16 protein-coding genes are annotated in these 16,876 nt (G+C 68.7%); 12 read left to right on the top strand and 4 right to left on the bottom strand.

Annotated elements, in window-relative coordinates; all coding sequences use genetic code 11:
• Nucleotides 1-71: 71 nt before the first annotated feature.
• Genes AC3ANX_RS18870 through AC3ANX_RS18850 form a run of 5 tightly spaced genes read left to right on the top strand, consistent with a single transcriptional unit; the run spans nt 72 to nt 4,393 of the window.
• Complete coding sequence (locus AC3ANX_RS18870) at nt 72-1,412, top strand: S41 family peptidase (protein ID WP_488334760.1); 1,341 nt, start codon at nt 72-74, stop codon at nt 1,410-1,412.
• Nucleotides 1,413-1,419: 7 nt separating this feature from the next.
• Nucleotides 1,420-1,905, top strand: coding sequence for a disulfide bond formation protein B (locus AC3ANX_RS18865; RefSeq protein ID WP_488334759.1), 486 nt, complete (start codon nt 1,420-1,422; stop codon nt 1,903-1,905).
• Complete coding sequence (locus tag AC3ANX_RS18860) at nt 1,902-2,453, top strand: demethoxyubiquinone hydroxylase family protein (protein WP_488334758.1); 552 nt, start codon at nt 1,902-1,904, stop codon at nt 2,451-2,453. The genes AC3ANX_RS18865 and AC3ANX_RS18860 overlap by 4 nt, the downstream gene beginning before the upstream one ends.
• Before the next feature lie 28 nt (nt 2,454-2,481).
• Entirely contained in the window at nt 2,482-2,895 is a 414-nt protein-coding gene (locus AC3ANX_RS18855) for a hypothetical protein (RefSeq protein ID WP_488334757.1), read from the top strand.
• Nucleotides 2,896-2,914: 19 nt separating this feature from the next.
• Nucleotides 2,915-4,393, top strand: coding sequence for a hypothetical protein (locus AC3ANX_RS18850; RefSeq protein ID WP_488334756.1), 1,479 nt, complete (start codon nt 2,915-2,917; stop codon nt 4,391-4,393).
• On the opposite strand, the gene AC3ANX_RS18845 is transcribed toward AC3ANX_RS18850, so the two are convergent.
• Nucleotides 4,390-4,740 carry a DUF3147 family protein gene (locus AC3ANX_RS18845; protein ID WP_488334755.1) on the bottom strand — a complete coding sequence of 117 codons (351 nt, stop codon included), beginning with the start codon at nt 4,738-4,740 and terminating at the stop codon, nt 4,390-4,392. The genes AC3ANX_RS18850 and AC3ANX_RS18845 overlap by 4 nt on opposite strands.
• A gap of 89 nt (nt 4,741-4,829) precedes the next feature.
• On the opposite strand from AC3ANX_RS18845, the gene AC3ANX_RS18840 reads away from it, so the two are divergent.
• Both AC3ANX_RS18840 and AC3ANX_RS18835 read left to right on the top strand, forming a co-directional pair.
• Nucleotides 4,830-6,158: a PQQ-dependent sugar dehydrogenase gene (locus AC3ANX_RS18840; RefSeq protein ID WP_488336999.1), complete on the top strand. Its 1,329-nt coding sequence runs from the start codon at nt 4,830-4,832 to the stop codon at nt 6,156-6,158.
• 262 nt (nt 6,159-6,420) lie between these two features.
• Nucleotides 6,421-6,873, top strand: coding sequence for a hypothetical protein (locus AC3ANX_RS18835; RefSeq protein ID WP_488334754.1), 453 nt, complete (start codon nt 6,421-6,423; stop codon nt 6,871-6,873).
• Between the two features lies 1 nt (nt 6,874).
• Here AC3ANX_RS18835 and AC3ANX_RS18830 read toward each other — a convergent pair whose 3' ends face one another.
• Nucleotides 6,875-7,186 carry a hypothetical protein gene (locus tag AC3ANX_RS18830; RefSeq protein WP_488334753.1) on the bottom strand — a complete coding sequence of 104 codons (312 nt, stop codon included), beginning with the start codon at nt 7,184-7,186 and terminating at the stop codon, nt 6,875-6,877.
• Nucleotides 7,183-7,362: a hypothetical protein gene (locus tag AC3ANX_RS18825; RefSeq protein WP_488334752.1), complete on the bottom strand. Its 180-nt coding sequence runs from the start codon at nt 7,360-7,362 to the stop codon at nt 7,183-7,185. The genes AC3ANX_RS18830 and AC3ANX_RS18825 overlap by 4 nt, the downstream gene beginning before the upstream one ends.
• Nucleotides 7,363-7,455: 93 nt before the next feature.
• On the opposite strand from AC3ANX_RS18825, the gene AC3ANX_RS18820 reads away from it, so the two are divergent.
• Complete coding sequence (locus AC3ANX_RS18820) at nt 7,456-8,079, top strand: S24 family peptidase (RefSeq protein WP_488334751.1); 624 nt, start codon at nt 7,456-7,458, stop codon at nt 8,077-8,079.
• Between the two features lie 6 nt (nt 8,080-8,085).
• Here the strand turns inward: AC3ANX_RS18820 and AC3ANX_RS18815 are convergent, their stop codons facing one another.
• Complete coding sequence (locus tag AC3ANX_RS18815) at nt 8,086-8,262, bottom strand: hypothetical protein (RefSeq protein ID WP_488334750.1); 177 nt, start codon at nt 8,260-8,262, stop codon at nt 8,086-8,088.
• Between the two features lie 182 nt (nt 8,263-8,444).
• Here AC3ANX_RS18815 and AC3ANX_RS18810 point away from each other — a divergent pair, with 182 nt between their 5' ends.
• From AC3ANX_RS18810 to AC3ANX_RS18795, 4 genes are all read left to right on the top strand, one after another.
• The gene (locus tag AC3ANX_RS18810; RefSeq protein ID WP_488336998.1) at nt 8,445-8,648 is read left to right on the top strand and encodes a hypothetical protein; all 204 of its coding nucleotides are present in this window, start codon (nt 8,445-8,447) and stop codon (nt 8,646-8,648) included.
• A gap of 63 nt (nt 8,649-8,711) precedes the next feature.
• Entirely contained in the window at nt 8,712-10,655 is a 1,944-nt protein-coding gene (locus AC3ANX_RS18805; RefSeq protein ID WP_488334749.1) for an autotransporter assembly complex protein TamA, read from the top strand.
• A complete protein-coding gene (locus AC3ANX_RS18800; protein WP_488334748.1) occupies nt 10,652-14,812 on the top strand; it encodes a translocation/assembly module TamB domain-containing protein in 4,161 nt (1,386 codons plus the stop codon). The genes AC3ANX_RS18805 and AC3ANX_RS18800 overlap by 4 nt, the downstream gene beginning before the upstream one ends.
• A 147-nt stretch (nt 14,813-14,959) precedes the next feature.
• Complete coding sequence (locus AC3ANX_RS18795; RefSeq protein WP_488334747.1) at nt 14,960-16,867, top strand: S9 family peptidase; 1,908 nt, start codon at nt 14,960-14,962, stop codon at nt 16,865-16,867.
• Nucleotides 16,868-16,876: the final 9 nt, after the last annotated feature.

Raw genomic sequence — 16,876 nt, 5'->3', positions numbered from 1 at the left:
GCTTTGATCCTCGCGCAAACCCGGCTACGATGAATACCGTTGTATTTGCGATGGATGGAAATGTCCGCCTGATGTCCCGTGTTTTTCCGCGTGCCCTGCTTCAAGCCACCGCGATCGCGGCCGTTCTCGCGATCGTGCCGATCGGCACCGGCGCGATGGCGGCGGTCGACACCGGCACCTATCGCGAGATCGCGGTATTCATGGACGTGTTCAACCGCGTGAAGGCGGAATATGTCGACAAGGTCGACGACAAGACGCTGGTCAAGGGGGCGATCGACGGCATGCTCGCCGCGCTCGACCCGCACAGCAGCTACGAGACCGGGCTCGATTACGACAATCTGCGCATCCAGACGACGGGCAGCTACGGCGGGCTCGGCCTCACCGTCACGATGGAGGACGGCGCGGTCAAGGTGATCGCACCGCAGGAGGATACGCCGGGCTGGCGCGCGGGCATCAAGTCGGGCGACTATATCACCCACATCGACGGCAAGCTGATCTTCGGCGACACGCTCGACAATGCGATCCAGAAGATGCGGGGCAAGCCCGGCAGCAAGATCACGCTGACGCTGCAACGCCCCGGCGTGTCCGATCCGATCGTCGCGACGATGGTGCGCGAGCAGATCGTCCAGAAGCCGGTCAAATGGTCGGTGAAGGGCAATGTCGGCATCATCAACATCAACACCTTCTCCGAACATACCGGCGATGCGGTCCACGCCGCGATCGTCGGCATCGAGAAGCAGTTGGGCCACGATCCGGTCGGCTGGGTGGTCGATCTGCGCGACAATGGCGGCGGCTTGCGCGACGAAGCGGTCGCGGTGGCGGACAATTTCCTGTCCTCGGGCGTGATCGTCTCGCAGCGCGGGCGCGACCGCTCGGACGTCGAGACCTTCTATGCGGAGAGCTATTTCAAGGGCGATCCTTCGCACGGTCTGCCGGTGATCGTGCTGACCAACGCGGGCACCGCCTCGGCGTCGGAGATCGTCGCGGGCGCGCTTCAGGACCACCACCGCGCGTTGGTGATGGGCGAGCGGTCGTTCGGCAAGGGGTCGGTGCAGACCGTGATCGACATGGGCGACAACGCGGCGCTGCGCCTCACCACCTCGCGCTATTACACGCCGTCGGATCGTTCGGTGCAGGAAGGCGGGATCGAGCCCGACGTGCCGGTGCCGCAGATCTCCGACGCCGATTACAAGAAGCGCCCGGTGTTCCGCGAGGACGATCTGCGCCGCCACCTCATCAACGAGATCAAGAACGACGATTCGGTGCTCGAATCCGACAGCAAGCCCGATCCGCGCTTCGCCGCGACCCCGGCCGAGCTGAAGGCCAAGGGCATCGACGATTTCCAGCTCGACTATGCGGTGAAGACGCTCGCCCGGCTGGGCGCGGCACCGCAAGTCGCGGCGAAGCGTTGAGGCGGGCATGACCGACCGGACCAATCTCGCCCGCGCGCTTGCGCTGATCGTGCCCGTCGCCTTGTTCGGCGGTGCGCTCGGCTTCCAGTATCTCGGCGGGCTCTACCCGTGCGAGATGTGCTGGTGGCAGCGTTATCCGCATATCGTCGCGATCCTGCTGAGCGCGTTCGCCTTCGTCTTCCCGGATGCGCGCTTCCGCCGCGCTTTGGTGGCAATGGCCGCCGTTTCGATCTTCGCGAGCGGGGTGATCGGCGTCTATCATGCCGGTGTCGAATATCATTGGTGGGAGGGGATCACCGCTTGCTCCTCGACCATGTCGGGGCATGGCGGCTCGGCGAGCGATATGCTCGCGCGGATCATGAAGGCACCGGTGGTGCGCTGCGACGTGCCGCAATGGACTTTGTTCGGCATCTCGCTTGCCGGGTTCAACGCGCTGATCTCGATCCCCGCCGCGATCGTGATCCTCGTTCTGCTGCCGAAGGGCCGGCGATGAGCACGGGCGCCGCGAACGGCTGGAAGCCGGGCGACCGCAAGCGCGATTCGCGCTCGATGGTGCGGGTCGATCAGGCGGGCGAATATGGCGCGACGCGCATCTATGCGGGGCAGCTCGCGATCATGGGCGATCGCACCCCCGCCGCGCGCGCGATCGCGGGCATGGCGGGGCAGGAGGAGCGCCACCGCGTCTTTTTCGACGCGATGATGGCGCGGCGCGGCGTACGCCCGACGCTGCTGCAACCCTTCTGGGACGTCGCCGGTTTCACGTTGGGCGCGGTGACGGCGGCGCTCGGCCCGGAAGCGGCGATGGCCTGCACCGCCGCGGTCGAGACCGAGATCGACGCGCATTATGCCGAACAGCTCGTCGATCTGGGCGAGTCCGACCCTGAGCTGTCGGCGGCGATCCTCGATTTCCAGGCCGAGGAGGTCGAGCACCGCGAGACCGCGCTGGCGGCGGGCGCGGAGCAGGCGCCCGGCTATCCGCTGCTGAGCGGCGCGATCCGGCTCGGCTGCCGCGCGGTGATCGCGGCGGCGAAACGTATCTGACGGCAAAATCCGTCTCGGGAGTGACGCGATGAAGAAGCAGTTTTCGGTTGTGGCGATGGCGCTCGGCGCGGTGGCGGCGCTCGCGCCCGCGCCGGTGTTCGCGCAGAGCAAGCAGGTGCCCACGCTGGTGATCTACGGTACGCAGAAATGCCCCACCGACAATGACGGCAACGAGGTCGTCGTGTGCGTGCGTCGCCCGGCGAGCGAGCAGTTCCGCATCCCCAAGGAACTGCGCGACTTCAAGGTGACGCCGGAGAACGAAAGCTGGGCTTCCAAGGTCGTCGCCAACGATCATGTCGGCGATACCGGCATCGGCAGTTGCACCAATGTCGGCCCGGGCGGCGGCACGGGCTGCTTCCTCCAGCAGTCGCAGATCAATCGCGCGACCAACAAGGAGCGTGCGCAGGATCAGCGCGTGCTCGAAACGACCATCGACAAATAACGTCGCAGCCGGGGGGCATATGACGATCGAGCCAGTCGCGACGCGGCCGATGGTGCGCGGACCGCACGGCGTCGCGCTCGCGCTGTTCGCGTTGGTGTGGCTGTCGTGCGTGTGGTTCGGCTCGTGGGAGCTGAACCCCAACAACGCGACGCGGCTGTTCGGCGCGTTCGCGATCGCCGAGCGTGGCGAGGCGAAGATCGATCGCTATCAGTCGCTGACGATCGACAAGGCGCAGTTCGGCGACCATTACTACATGGACAAGGCGCCGGGCATGACGCTGATGGCGCTGCCGGCGGTGTGGGGGCTGGAGACGCTCACCGGCGGCGTGTCGAGCGACGAGGTGATCGACGCGACCAACCCCAAGCTCGCGCGCTTCATGCGGCTGCGTGTCGAACTCGCGGTGGCGACCGGCGTGGCGATCCTCACCGCGTTTGCCAGCGTGCTGCTGCTCGACATGGCGACCGGCATCACCGGCAGCCCGGCGGCGGGGCTGTACGCGGCTCTGTCCTATGCGCTCGGCTCGATCGTGTGGGGCTGGTCGACGACGATGCTCGGCCACGCACCCGTCGCTGCGCTGCTGCTGATCGCGACGTGGGCGGTGTGGCGCGGCACCAGTTCTCCACGCGATCTGGGGCGCTGGCGCTATCCGCTGATGGCGGGGCTGACGCTCGGCTGGGCGGTGGTGATCGAGTTTCCGGCGGCGCTCGGCGGCGTCGCGATAGGCATTTGGGCGATCTGGCGGACGCGCAATGTGGCGTGGGGCGTGCGTGGGCGCGTGCTGGGGATGGCGTTCGCGGCAGGCGTGGTCGCGGTGCTGCCGCTGTTCGCCTACAACCTGTTCGCGTTCGGAACAATGTTCCGGCTCGGCTATCAGGGCGTGGTCGGGTTCAACGGCATGCAGCAGGGGCTGTTCGGGCTGACCTACCCCAAGCCCTCCGCGCTGTTTGGCATCCTGTTCGGTGTGCGGCGCGGGTTGCTGTGGGTGTCGCCGGTCATCGTGCTCGGCGCGATCGGGCTGGTCGGGATGGTCCGCGCCCGCGCCACGCGCGACTTGGGCGTCGTCGCGGCGGTGGTGATCGCGATCGTGCTGACGGTCAACGCCTCCTACATCTATTGGGACGGCGGCGCGGCGATCGGCCCGCGCCATTCGGTGCCGGCGATCCCGTTTCTCGCGCTGGGGCTGGCCGGGCTTTGGGCGCGCTGGCAGGGGCGCGGGCAACGGATCGCGTTGATCGCGCTGCTCGCCGTGTCGATCGCGATCAACCTGATGATCGCCTCGACCGACGTGTTCGGGTCCGAAGCGTTTTACGATCCGCTGTGGCAGCGCACCATCAAGGGCATGTTCCTGCCGGGCAACCTCAGCACGATCCCGAGCGACTTCTTCGGGTGGCGGCCGTGGCGCGGCTTCTTCCTCTATCTCGATATCGCGGTGCCGCTGCTGGTGCTCATCCTGCTGTGGACCCGCACGGCCGAGCGTCGCGTGCGCGCCCTGGCTTAAAGGCTGATCCCGAGCCGCGGTGCGACCGCGACCAGCGCGAGATAGAGCGCGACGGTGATCGCACATCCCGCGCCGAGCGCTGGCCAGAACGGCACGCCTGCGCGCAGCATCCCCGGCACGACCAGGAACATCGGCAGCGACGGCAGCACATACCAGAAGGTCGCCGCCAGATGCGCGGCGATGCGCCCGCTATCGTGCGTGTCGCGCCACAGCCAGATCACCGCGAGGACCGAGACGAGCGGCAGCGACGCGACCAGCGCGCCCACGCCGGCGCTGCGCCTGGCGATTTCGGAAACGATCGCGATGATGAGCCCGGACAGGAGCGCCTTGGCGGTCAGATACAGCATGCCGCCTTATGGTCGCGCCGTGTCGCTGCGCCAAGCCTTCGCGCCGATTGGCTCTTTCGCCCGCGCGGCGCACCGCTTACCTAGCGGGCATGCTCAAGCACATCCTGCGTATCGTCCTGATCCTGATCGTCGTCGCGATCCCGGTCGGCTATTGGATCAGCCGGCCCGACGTCGCCAAGCTGCCGTTCGAGGCGGTCACCGGCAAGCGGCCGAACATCAGCCAGCCGCGCAACCAGATGTTCCCGACGATCGGCATCGCCAAACCGGTCGGCTGGGGCGGCGGCATGCCCACGCCTGCCGCCGGACTTCAGGTGCAGCCGTTCGCGCAAGGGTTGCAGCATCCGCGCTGGCTCTATCGCTTGCCCAATGGCGACGTGCTGGTGGCGGAGACCGATTCGCCGCCGCGTAAGGCGGGCGGCATCAAGGATTGGATCATGGGCCTGCTGATCGGTTCGGCGGGCGCGGACAGCGGCTCGGCCAATCGCATCACCCTGCTGCGCGACACCAACGGCGACGGCGTGGCGGAAAGCCGCAGCGTACTGATATCCGGGCTCAACTCGCCGCTCGGCATGGCGCTGGTGAAGGACCAGCTCTACATCGCCGACACCGATGCGCTGGTGCGCGTGCCGTTCACGCCGGGGCAGACGAAGATCACCGCCAAGCCCGAAACGATCGTGACCTATCCCGGCGGCGGCAACCACTGGGCGCGCGGGCTGCTCGCCGCGCCCGACGGGTCGCTCTACGTGTCGGTCGGTTCGTCCAGCAACATCGCCGACAACGGCCTGGACGCCGAAACCAATCGCGCCAACATTCTCCAGGTCGATCCGGTCCACAAGGCGTTCCGCATCTATGCCGCCGGCTTGCGCAACCCGCAGGGCATGGCGTTCGAACCGCATTCGGGCGGTTTGTGGGTGGTCGTCAACGAACGCGACATGTTGGGGTCGGACCTTGCGCCCGATTACCTGACGCAGATCGAACTGGGCGATCACTTCGGGTGGCCATGGTATTACTGGGGCGGCTATCCCGATCGCCGCGTCCAGCCCGAGAACCCGGCGTTGCAGGAATATTCGAAGCGCCCCGATTATGCGATGGGGCCGCATGTCGCGGCGCTCGGCCTCGCCTTCGCAGGCGACGCCAAGCTGGGGGCGAACTTCGCCAACGGTGCGTTCATCGGCGAGCATGGTTCGTGGAACCGGGTGCCGCCGTCGGGCTACAAGGTCGTGTATGTGCCGTTCGGCGACAACGGCTTCCCGGCCAAGGGCGTCAAGCCGGTCGATCTGCTCACCGGCTTCCTCGATGCCAAGGGCCATGCCCGCGGGCGCCCGGTCGGCGTCATCACCGACAAGACCGGCGCGTTGCTGGTGGCGGACGATGTCGGCAACACGGTGTGGCGGGTGAGCGCGAAGGCGGGCGGCTGAAACGACAACGGGCTGCGGCGCCCCCCGGCAACCGCAGCCCGTTTCTGCGCGCCAGTCCCCGGCGCGCCGCCCTTCCCCCGGCGTATGCTGCGGATGTATCGATATCGGTCACAGAAGCGAGATGCGTAGAACACCTTAGTTTACGAATCGGTGGAAACCCATCATACCCCCAGCAAAATATCCGATCCGGACGTAAATTCTGGGCGTGGTTGCGTATCGTGGGGGGCTCATGGCGACGACTGTTACCACCAACACCGCCAAGATGGCCGAGAACTGGCGCGTTGCCATGACGGCCTTGTGCAACCAGTTCCTGGCGACGCACCGCGCATTGTCGCAGGCCAACAATCTCGGACCCACCGAGACGCTGATTTTTCTTACCATATCGGTAGCAAATGTGCAGCGGCTGATGCGGGAGCGCGCGATTCCGGAGGACTTGTGCGGCACCAAGCCGCTGCCGCGCGAGTGGGTGGTGCCGATCTCCCGCAACGCGATCGCCTCGGCGACCGGCCTGCCACGCGAGACGGTGCGGCGTCAGGTCGCCAAGATGATCGAGCGCGGCATTCTGGTGGAGGACCCGCGCGGCGGCGTGACGCCACCGCCCGACATCATCACCGCCCATGGATTCGAGCCGGTCCTCGAAGGCCTGATGACTGAATTCGCGCGGACGATGGAAACCCTGTGCCGGACCGGCGTGCTCGCGATCCGGCACGAATAGCTCAGGTCTCGACGGTCAGCGCCTCAAGCGTGATCCGCGCCTGATCCGCATGGCGAACCACGTCGCGCACCACCAGATCGGCGACCACATGCTCGCGCAAGGCGAGTTCGGCATCGGGCAGCGCGATCAGCCATTGCTCCAGCGCGTCGCCGGTCGCCGCCTCCAGCCACAGTGTGTGACGCGCGCCCGCGAAGGTGGCGCTCGCCCAGCGCACCCAGGTCGCATCGCGGATCGTCGCTGCGCATCCGGCTTGCCCGGCATGCGCGAGCAGCGCGCGTTCGAGCCGGGCGCCGGCGTCGGGGCCGCGGCTCATCGTGCGTCGCCCCGGGCGATGAAGGCTTCGATCCGCGCGATCATCTTCGCGCCCGGTTCGCGCCCGCGCCGCAGATCGTGGACGAGACGCGGATCGCGCACCGCCTCGCGCCCGAAGCGCGTGGGCGCCATGGACTTCGCCTTCAGATATCGATCGATCTTGCCCAGAATCATCATAGCCCGCCTCCTCGACTCGTCTTGTGTTCACTTTCTGTTCTCGCATTTCCAACTTGTCTAGGAAATTTCCTAGGCTATGCTGCGGACGTGGCGATGGATGATCCGAGGATGCGGCTGGCGACGCTGATCGCGGACGGCGGGCAGAGCTATGGCGCGCTGTCGCGGATGCTTGGGCGCAACGAAGCCTATCTTCAGCAATATGTCCGGCGCGGCACGCCGCGCGTACTGGCCGAGCGCGATCGCCGGCTGCTCGCCGCGTTCTTCCGCGTGCGGGAAAGCGAACTTGGCGGCCCGCATGCCGAGGATGTCGCCGTCGCGGTGCGCCGGCTCGATATCGAGGCATCGGCCGGACCGGGGTCGCTCGCCGAGGAGGATCGCCTGCTCGGCGCGACGCATTTCGATGCGCGGCTGCTCGCGCAACTGGGTGTGCGGCCGGATGACGCGGCCGAGATCCGGGCGCGCGGCACGTCGATGGCACCGCTGATCCAGGACGGCGATCTGATGCTGGTCGACGCGCGCGATCGCCGGCCGGGCGATCAGCCGGCGGTGTTCGTGATCCGGCTCGACGGTGCGCTGATGGTCAAGCGGGTCGCACGCGCGGGGGCCGCGCTCCACATCACCAGCGACAATCCCGACGCGCCGCCGATCGCCCCGCAGCCGCCGGGTGCGGTGGACGTGCTTGGCCGTGTCGTCTGGTTGTCGCGCGCGCTGCGCTGAGGCGCGTCAGCGCCGCCGGTCGATCAGCCAGATCGCGATCGCCATGCCGATCCCCGCGCCGATGCCGATGAGGAAGCCCTTGCTCGGCTCGCCGAGGAAAAGGCCCACCACGGCGCCGCCGATCGCGCCGATCGCGATCAGCACGCCGCCCGCTGCCGGGGATGCCGAGGAGTTCCGTGCCATGTCCCCGCACCTGCCATGTCCCGCCGCCGGACGCCAGCGTCCCGTTGCGGGATCGGCGGTACGCCCGCACGGGCGGCGGTTTACCATCGTGAAGCGCGGGACGCCGCCGATCGTGGCGGTCTGGCACGGCGCTTGTACTCTCGATCGGGCGTGTTCTTTGCGGAGTGTCTCGAATGTCCTATATGCCGTGGCTCGAAAATCGCCGGGACGTCGCCGATGCCGCCACGCTGATCGCCGCCTTCGGCGACGATGCCGGTTTCGAGGCCGCCGCGCGTGCCGATCGCAGCCGCGATCTCGGCAACCACATCCATTTCTGCCGCTGGCGCCAGATCGAACGGCTGATCGTGCTGATGTCGGTCGAACGCGCGGTCGGAACGGTTCACTGATACGGGTTAGTACGGGGGCGATAGACCCTTGTTGCGTGGGCGGCCCCCGCGCTAGGACGAACCATGACGTTGTCGCTCGGGCAGCGGGGCGCGGCGTATGGCGCTACCGCGGTTATGCTGATGCTTGCCTGCCCGACGGCGCGCGCGCAGCAGCTACCCGCGCCTGCGCCCGACACGCCGCTCGATCCTAACTCGCCGCTCAACGCGCTGCCGGGGCTGGGCGTCGACTGGCCCGATCTCGGACCCACCTCGTCCGACCCCGGCAAGCCGCAGGCTGCCGCCGGCGATGCCCGCTATGCGTTCCGCATCGACGGGATCGACAAGATCGCCTCGCCGCTGCTCCATCAGCGTTTCGACCAGCTTTCGACGCTGAGGACCAACGAGGGCCAGCCCGCCAACGCCGCGCAGCTCGACCGGCGCGCGCGTGAGGATGCGGCGCTGCTCACCGGGCTGCTGCGTGCGGAGGGCTATTACGACGCCGCCGTCGCGACGCGGGTCGAAGCGGGCGCCCGTCCACTCGTGATCCTCGATGCCGAGCCGGGGGCGCTCTACACGTTCGGTGGCGTCACCGTGACCGGGCTCGACGCGACCGGCGACAAGGCCGAGGCGCTGCGCACCGCGTTCGGGGTCAAGCAGGGCGATCCGGTTAACGCCGATACGATCGCAGCGGGCGAGACGAAGCTGCGCACCACGATCGGCGCGCGCGGCTTCCCCTTCGCGGTGGTCGGCGATCCGGCGATCGTGGTCGATCATGCCGCGCACACCGCGACGCTGGCGATGACGGTCGCGCCCGGCACCGCGCGCCGCTTCGGCAAGGTGGTGGTGCCGCCCGGCAAGCAGGTGTTCGACGCGCACCATATCGCCGAGATCGCGCGCTTCACGCCGGGCCAGCCGTTCGACGACACCTCGCTCGCCGATCTGCGCCGCGCGCTGATCCAGACCTCGCTCGTCTCCAGCGTCGAGATCAAACCGGTCGCCGCCGAAGACCCGGCGCTGGTCGACATCTCGGTCGCGACCGCCCCCGCGCCGCCGCGCACGATCGCGGGCGAGCTCGGCTACGGCACCGGCGAAGGCGCGCGCGCGGAGGTGAGCTGGACGCACCGCAACCTGTTCCCGCCCGAAGGCGCGCTGACGCTGCGCGGCGTGCTCGGCACGCAGGAGCAGTTGGCGGGCGCGACGTTCCGCCGCAACAATTTTCACGGCCGCGACCGCGTGCTGACCTTCCAGGCGACCGCCTCCAACCTCAAGCGCACCGCTTACGAGGCCAAGTCGCTGTCGCTCACCGGCACGCTGGAGCGGCAGACCAACATCTTCTTCCAGAAGAAATGGGTGTGGTCGCTCGGGTCCGAACTGACCGCCTCGGACGAGCGCGATGTGATCGCCTCGACCGGCGTGCCGCGCCGGCGCACCTATTTCATCGGCGCGCTGCCGACGACGCTCAGCTACGACGGGTCGGACGATCTGCTCAACCCGTCGCGCGGGTTCCGGCTGGCCGGGCGCTTCTCGCCCGAGGTGTCGCTGGAGGGGCATGTGTTCGGCTATGCCCGCCTGCAATTCGACGCGAGCGCGTACAAGCAGGCTGCGAAGGGCGTGGTGGTGGCCGGGCGGATCCGGCTCGGCACGATCGCCGGTGCACCGCGTGACGCGATCGCGCCGTCGCGGCGGTTCTACGCGGGTGGTGGCGCATCGGTGCGCGGCTATGGCTATCAGGATATCGGCCCGCGCGATCCCAACAACGATCCGATCGGCGGGCGTTCGCTCACCGAATTCGCGCTGGAAGCGCGGGTGAAGACCTTCGGCGCGTTCGGCCTGGTGCCGTTCTTCGATGGCGGCAACATCTACACCACGCCGCTGCCCAAGTTCACCGCGTTCCGCTACGGCGCGGGCCTCGGCGTGCGCTATTATTCGAACTTCGGGCCGATCCGCATCGACGTCGGCACGCCGGTCAACCCGCAGCCGGGCGATCCGCGCCTCGCGGTGTACGTGTCGCTGGGGCAGGCGTTTTGAGCGACGAGGGGGAGGCTCCGCCGCCCGCGCCGCGGTATCGGCGAAGCTGGCAGCGGCGGCTCGCGACCGCGCTCGCGCTGTTGCTCGCGGTGCTGGGGTTGGGCGTGGTCACGCTCGATTCGGATATCGGCCACCGCTTCGTGATCGACCGGATCGGCGCTTTGCGCCCGGCGAACGGCCTGCGTTACAGCATCGGGCGGATCGACGGCTCGCTGTTCGGGCGCGCGACGCTGATCGATGTCCGCTTGCGCGATCCCAAGGGGCTGGTGCTGTATGTGCCGCGCGCGGAGCTGGACTGGACGCCGCTCGCATGGCTGCACAACCGGCTCGACATCACCAGCCTCGTCATTCCGCAGGCGCGTCTGCTCAAGCTGCCGCAGACCGTGCCGACCGGGCGAACCGGGCCGATCCTGCCGACGTTCGACATTCGCATCGGCACCTTGCGCGTCGAGCGGCTGAGCGTCGCGCCCGCGATCACCGGCGTCGCGCGGCGCGGGCGGCTGGTCGGCCGCGCGGACATCCACGGTGGGCGGGCGCTGGTCGATCTCGACGCGGTGGTGGCGGGCAGCGACACGCTGCGGCTGAAGCTCGACGCGCAACCCGACCGCGACCGTTTCGACCTGGATCTGCACGCGCGCGGCACCGCCAAGGGCCTGCTCGCCAAAGCAAGCGGCTTCGCGCAGCCGATCGCCGCCGACGTGCATGGCGACGGGCGCTGGCGCGCGTGGCGCGGCCGCGCGATCGCCGATGTCGGCCGCGTCCGCCTCGCCGACCTGACGCTCGGCAACCGCAGCGGCGCCTATGCGCTGGCGGGCACGCTCACGGTCGCGCCGCTCGCGCACGGCAAGCTGCAACGGCTGAGCGCGCCGCGCGTGGTGGTCAACGGCACCGCCACGCTCGCCGACCGGCGGCTGACCGGCGTGCTCGATCTGCATTCGGCGGCGCTGGCGATCCACAGCGAGGGCGCGCTCGATCTCGCCGCCAGCGCCTTCCGCGACGTGCGCGTGGCGGTGCGGCTGCTCCAGCCCGCCGCTTTGTTCCCCAACATGACCGGTCGCGCGATCGAACTGCGCATGATCCTCGACGGCGCGTTCGCCACCGCCGCGTTCGACTATCGTTTCACCGCCGAGCGGATGGCGTTCGACAAGACCGGGTTCGAGGGCGTGCGCGCCGCCGGCAAGGGGCATCTCTCGAAGGCCCCGGTGATCGTGCCGATCCGCCTCACCGCCGCGCGCGTGACCGGCGTCGGCGACGTGGCGGGCGGCATCCTGCGCAACCTGTCGATCGACGGCGTACTGCGCGTCACCGCGAAGCTCGTCACCGGCGACGACCTGCGGCTCGCCTCGGACAAGCTCAACGGGCGGATCTCGCTGTCGGTCGATCTCACCAACGGCCATTACGAGGTCGGGCTCAACGGCGGGCTGTCGCGCTATCTTATCCCGGGGCTGGGGCTGGTCGAGGTCAACTCGTCGCTGCATGTCGTGCCCGGCGCGGGTGGCCACGGCACGCGCGTGATCGGCAAGGGCAGCGCGCGTGTGCTGCGGCTCGACAACGGCTTCTTCCGCTCGCTCGCTGGCGGCCTGCCGAGCCTCGTCACCGATCTCGAACGCACCACCGATGGCGTCATGCACTTCAGCAATCTGGTCCTGACCGGCCCGCAGATCCGCATCACCGGCGCCGGTATCCGGCGGCGCGACGGCACTTTCCATTTCGAGGGGCAGGGCAAGCAGGCGAGCTACGGGCCGCTCACGCTGAAACTCGACGGCAAGATCGACAAGCCGACGCTTGATCTTGTCTTCCAGCGCCCCAACGAAGCGATGGGCCTCTCCAACGTGGTCGCGCATCTCGACCCCGTGCCCGCCGGCTTTGCCTTTTCCGCGCATGGCGGATCGCGGCTCGGCCCGTTCGACGGCGCGGGCATGATCCTGCTGCCCAAGGGCGGTCAGGCGGTGATCTCGATCGCGCAGCTCAACGTCAGCAACACCCACGCACATGGCGATCTCGCGATCGTCGACGGCGGGTTCGACGGCAAGCTGATCGTGACGGGCGGTGGCCTCGGCGGCGAACTACTGTTCCGCCCGCAGGACGCGCACCAGCGGATCGAGGCGCATCTCGACGCGACCGCCGCGCGGCTTGCGCAGGCGGTGAGCGTGCGGCGTGGGCATCTCGACCTCATCGCGCTGCTCGATCCCGCCGGCACCACGGTCGACGCGACCGCCACCGCATCGGGCATCCGGCGCGGCGCGCTGACGATCGGTCGGACCGCGATCCATGCGGCGCTGCGTGGCGGCACCGGCGAAATTCGCGCGTCGATCGCCGGATCGCGCGGGCGGGCGTTCAGCATCCAGAGCGTAGTCGCAGTCGCACCCGATCGTTACTCCGTGTCCGCGCAAGGGACGCTCGACCGCAAGCCGCTCCAGCTTGCCACGCCAGCGGTGTTCACCCGCGTCGACGACGGCTGGCGGCTCGCGCCGACGCGGCTCGATTTCGCGGGTGGGCAGGCGGATCTGGCGGGCAGCTTCACCGGCACCGCCAGCGCTATCGACGCGACGCTGGCGAAGATGCCGTTGTCGGTGCTCGACATCGGCTATCCGGGACTTGGACTTGGCGGTGAGGCGTCGGGCAAGGTGTCGTTCGTGCAATCGCGCGCAGCAGCCCCCACCGGCAAGATCAACATGACGGTGCGCGGGCTCACCCGCTCAGGGCTGGTGCTGTCGTCGCGCCCGGTCGATGTCGGCATCGCCGGCGTGCTCGAACCCGGCAAGGCGGCGGCACGCGCGGTCGCGGCGAGCGGCGGCAAGACGGTCGGCCGCGCGCAGATGCTGCTGACGCTGCCGCCCGGCACCGATCTCGCCGGGCGGATCGCGCATGCGCCGCTGTTCGCGCAGCTCCGCTACGACGGGCCGGCCGATACGCTGTGGCGGCTGACGGGAATCGAACTGTTCGACCTGAGCGGACCCGTAGCGATCGGCGCGGACGTGGGCGGCACGCTCGACAACCCGCGCATTCGCGGCGTGGTGCGCGCGAACGGCGCCAGACTCGAAAGCGCGACCACCGGCACCGTGCTGACCAACGTGGTCGCGAGCGGACGGTTCGGCGGGTCGCGGCTGGTGCTCGACACGCTTGCCGCCGATGCGGGCAAGGGCGGGCGGGTAACGGGCACGGGCAGCTTCGATCTCGCCGCCGCCAACGGCTTCGGCATCGATCTAGCGGTGCAGGCGCAGAACGCGGTGCTCATCAACCGCGACGATATCGCTGCCACCGTGACCGGTCCCTTGAGCTTCAAGTCGGATGGCGCGGGCGGCACGATCGCGGGCAAGGTGACGCTCACCAAGAGCCGTTACCGGCTCGGCCAGGCGACGGCGGCGAGCGCGGTGCCCCAGCTCAACATCCGCGAGATCAACCTGCCCGGCGGCGGCGAGGAGGACGACGCGCCGCGCAAGCCTTGGAAGCTGGCGGTGCACGCACATGCCGCCAACAATCTGCTGGTGACGGGTTTGGGCCTGCGCAGCGAATGGTCGGCCGATCTCGATATCGGCGGCGCGCCCGACAACCCTGCGATCACTGGCCGTGCCGACCTGATCCGTGGCGATTACCAGTTCGCCGGCCGCGAGTTCCAGCTCGAGCGCGGCAAGATCCTGTTCCAGGGCGAGGTGCCCGCCAATCCCGCGCTCGACATTGCCGCCAATGCCGATGCGACTGGCCTGTCCGCCACCATCCGCGTGACCGGCCCGGCGTTGAAGCCCGAAATCTCCTTCACCAGCACGCCCGCGTTGCCCGAGGACGAACTGCTGTCGCGGCTGTTGTTCGGCACCTCGATCACCAACCTGTCCGCGCCCGAAGCGTTGCAGCTCGCCTCCGCCGTGGCGGCTTTGCAGAACGGCAAGGGCGGGCTCGACCCGATCAACGCGGTGCGGCGCGTGGCCGGGCTGGATCGTCTGCGCATCCTGCCCGCCGATCCGCAGACCGGGGCGGGCACCTCGGTGGCGGCGGGCAAATATGTGACGCGGCGGCTGTTCGCGGAGATCATCACCGACGGGCAGGGCTATAGCGCAACGCAGGTCGAGTTCCAGGTGACGCGCTGGCTGTCGGTGTTGTCGACCATCTCCACGCTCGGCCGGCAGAGCGGCAACGTACGGGTTTCCAAGGATTATTGATGGGGTGCGCGTAGCAGCACGGGGTTGATCGCCGCGCCAAAAGCGCCGATCACGCGGCATCCTTGCAACCGTGCGTTCCGGATGTCCGTTACCGTCGAAGCGGAGCGGCATTTCGCCGAGCGTTCCTTTCTGTTTCCGGAGTTTTCCATGCGTTTCGTTCTCGCCGCCGCGTTGCTCGCCTCGGCTTCTCCGGTCGCGGCGGCTGCCGCGCCCGTGCGCAAATATGCCGATCTCGCGCTCGCGCCGCGCGGCGACCGGGTCGCGTCGATCGAGTCGGTCGGCGATGCGCACGGCGTCATCACGATTCGCGCGGTGAAGGACGGTCATGTCCTGCGCACGCTCGATCCGTGCCCGGCGTGCAGCTATTCGGACCCGGCGTTCGCGCCGGACGGGACGCTCGCCTGGCTGGCGCGCGACAAGAAAGCGGGCACCGTCACGCTCGCGGTCGATGGCGGCACCGCCCCGCGCACGGTTGCGACCATCGCCGGCCTCGCCGGACATCCACGCTTCTCGCCCGATGGCAAACGCATCGCCTTGCTCGTCACGCTTGGCGCGGCGAAGGAGACGGGTGCCAATCAGGCCGGCGTGCGGCAGGTCGGCGAGATCGGCGAGACCAGCGACGAGCAGCGCATCGCGGTGTTCGATCTCGCCCAGCCCGCAGTCGCGGCGGCGGCGGTGAAGGCGCTCTCGCCCGCCGATCGCTATGTGTACGAATATGACTGGATGCCCGACGGCAGCGGTTTCGTCGTCACCAGCGCGCGCGGCAACGGCGACAACAACTGGTGGGTGGCGACGCTCGACCGGGTCGACGCGACCACCGGCACCGTCACCAACATTGCCAAACCGACGACGCAGATCAACTTCCCGCGCGTGACGCCCGATGGCCGCAGCGTCGCCTATATCGGCGGGCTGATGAGCGATTTCGGCTCGGTCGGTGGTGATGTGTGGAGCGTGGCCCTTACGGGCGGCGCGCCGCGCAACCTCACCGCGGGCGCGAATTACAGCGTTACGTCCCTCGTCACCACGCCCGCCGGACTGCGCGGCACCGCGCTGCGCGGCGCGGACCTCGGGCTGCTGTCGGTCGCGGGCGACCGCGCCAATGCAATCGGCTGGAAGCGTCCGGCGAGCTTCAGCGCGGGCGACGCCGACATCGCCTATAGCGCGGACGGGCGTATCGTCGCGACGGTGGTGCAGGACTTCACCCATGCGCCTGCCATCTATGCCGGTCCCGCCGCTGCGCCGGTGCAGATCACCCACGACAACGACGCCGCGCCCGCGCTCGCCACCGCGCGCAGCATCACCTGGAAGAACGATCGCTTCGACGTGCAGGGCTGGCTGCTCGCCCCCGCGCACGCCAACCCGCAGAAGACGGCGCCAATGGTGACGATCGTCCACGGCGGCCCGGCGGCGGCGAACGTGCCGTCGTATCTCACCGCCGACAGTTCGACCGGCAACCTGCTTGCCGCCGGCTATTACGTGTTCCTGCCCAATCCGCGCGGCAGCTACGGCCAAGGCGAGGCGTTCACCGCCGCCAACAAGCGCGATTTCGGCGGCGGCGATCTGCGCGACATCCTCGCTGGCATCGACGCGGTGGAGAAGGTTGCGCCGGTCGACGACGCACGGCTCGGCCTCACCGGTGGCTCCTATGGCGGGTTCATGTCGATGTGGGCGAACACGCAGACCAACCGCTTCAAGGCGATCGTCGCGGGTGCGGGGCTGTCGAACTGGGTGAGCTATTACGGCACCAACGGCATCGACCAGTGGATGCTGCCGTTCTTCGGCAAGACCCTGTATCAGGACTACAAGGCCTATGAGGCGGCCTCGGCGATCTACTTCATCAAGAACGCCAAGACGCCGACCTTCATCTGGGCGGGCGAGCGCGATATCGAGGTGCCGCCCACGCAATCGACCGAATATTGGCACGCGCTGAAGGATCTCGGCGTGCCGACCAGCCTCGTCATCTACCCGGACGAGGGCCACGGCGTGCGTCAGCCCGCGCATGCCGCCGATCTGCGTGCGCGCACGGTCGCGTGGTTCGATCGCTACCTCAAATAACGCTTGCGG

The organism is Sphingomonas sp. BRN-1R (assembly GCF_057748035.1).
The sequence above is the reverse complement of the archived record's forward strand: the minus strand, read 5'-3'. Positions and strand labels throughout refer to the sequence as shown.

What these genes read in the sequence shown, in the direction of transcription:
- AC3ANX_RS18870 (WP_488334760.1), top strand. Translation starts at nt 72, where the DNA reads ATGTCCCGTGTTTTTCCGCGTGCCCTGCTTCAAGCCACCGCGATCGCG.
- AC3ANX_RS18850 (WP_488334756.1), top strand. Translation starts at nt 2,915, where the DNA reads ATGACGATCGAGCCAGTCGCGACGCGGCCGATGGTGCGCGGACCGCAC.
- AC3ANX_RS18855 (WP_488334757.1), top strand. Translation starts at nt 2,482, where the DNA reads ATGAAGAAGCAGTTTTCGGTTGTGGCGATGGCGCTCGGCGCGGTGGCG.
- AC3ANX_RS18820 (WP_488334751.1), top strand. Translation starts at nt 7,456, where the DNA reads ATGGATGATCCGAGGATGCGGCTGGCGACGCTGATCGCGGACGGCGGG.
- AC3ANX_RS18805 (WP_488334749.1), top strand. Translation starts at nt 8,712, where the DNA reads ATGACGTTGTCGCTCGGGCAGCGGGGCGCGGCGTATGGCGCTACCGCG.
- AC3ANX_RS18810 (WP_488336998.1), top strand. Translation starts at nt 8,445, where the DNA reads ATGCCGTGGCTCGAAAATCGCCGGGACGTCGCCGATGCCGCCACGCTG.
- AC3ANX_RS18865 (WP_488334759.1), top strand. Translation starts at nt 1,420, where the DNA reads ATGACCGACCGGACCAATCTCGCCCGCGCGCTTGCGCTGATCGTGCCC.
- AC3ANX_RS18830 (WP_488334753.1), bottom strand. Translation starts at nt 7,186, where the DNA reads ATGAGCCGCGGCCCCGACGCCGGCGCCCGGCTCGAACGCGCGCTGCTC.
- AC3ANX_RS18860 (WP_488334758.1), top strand. Translation starts at nt 1,902, where the DNA reads ATGAGCACGGGCGCCGCGAACGGCTGGAAGCCGGGCGACCGCAAGCGC.
- AC3ANX_RS18815 (WP_488334750.1), bottom strand. Translation starts at nt 8,262, where the DNA reads ATGGCACGGAACTCCTCGGCATCCCCGGCAGCGGGCGGCGTGCTGATC.
- AC3ANX_RS18840 (WP_488336999.1), top strand. Translation starts at nt 4,830, where the DNA reads ATGCTCAAGCACATCCTGCGTATCGTCCTGATCCTGATCGTCGTCGCG.
- AC3ANX_RS18835 (WP_488334754.1), top strand. Translation starts at nt 6,421, where the DNA reads ATGGCCGAGAACTGGCGCGTTGCCATGACGGCCTTGTGCAACCAGTTC.
- AC3ANX_RS18825 (WP_488334752.1), bottom strand. Translation starts at nt 7,362, where the DNA reads ATGATGATTCTGGGCAAGATCGATCGATATCTGAAGGCGAAGTCCATG.
- AC3ANX_RS18795 (WP_488334747.1), top strand. Translation starts at nt 14,960, where the DNA reads ATGCGTTTCGTTCTCGCCGCCGCGTTGCTCGCCTCGGCTTCTCCGGTC.
- AC3ANX_RS18845 (WP_488334755.1), bottom strand. Translation starts at nt 4,740, where the DNA reads ATGCTGTATCTGACCGCCAAGGCGCTCCTGTCCGGGCTCATCATCGCG.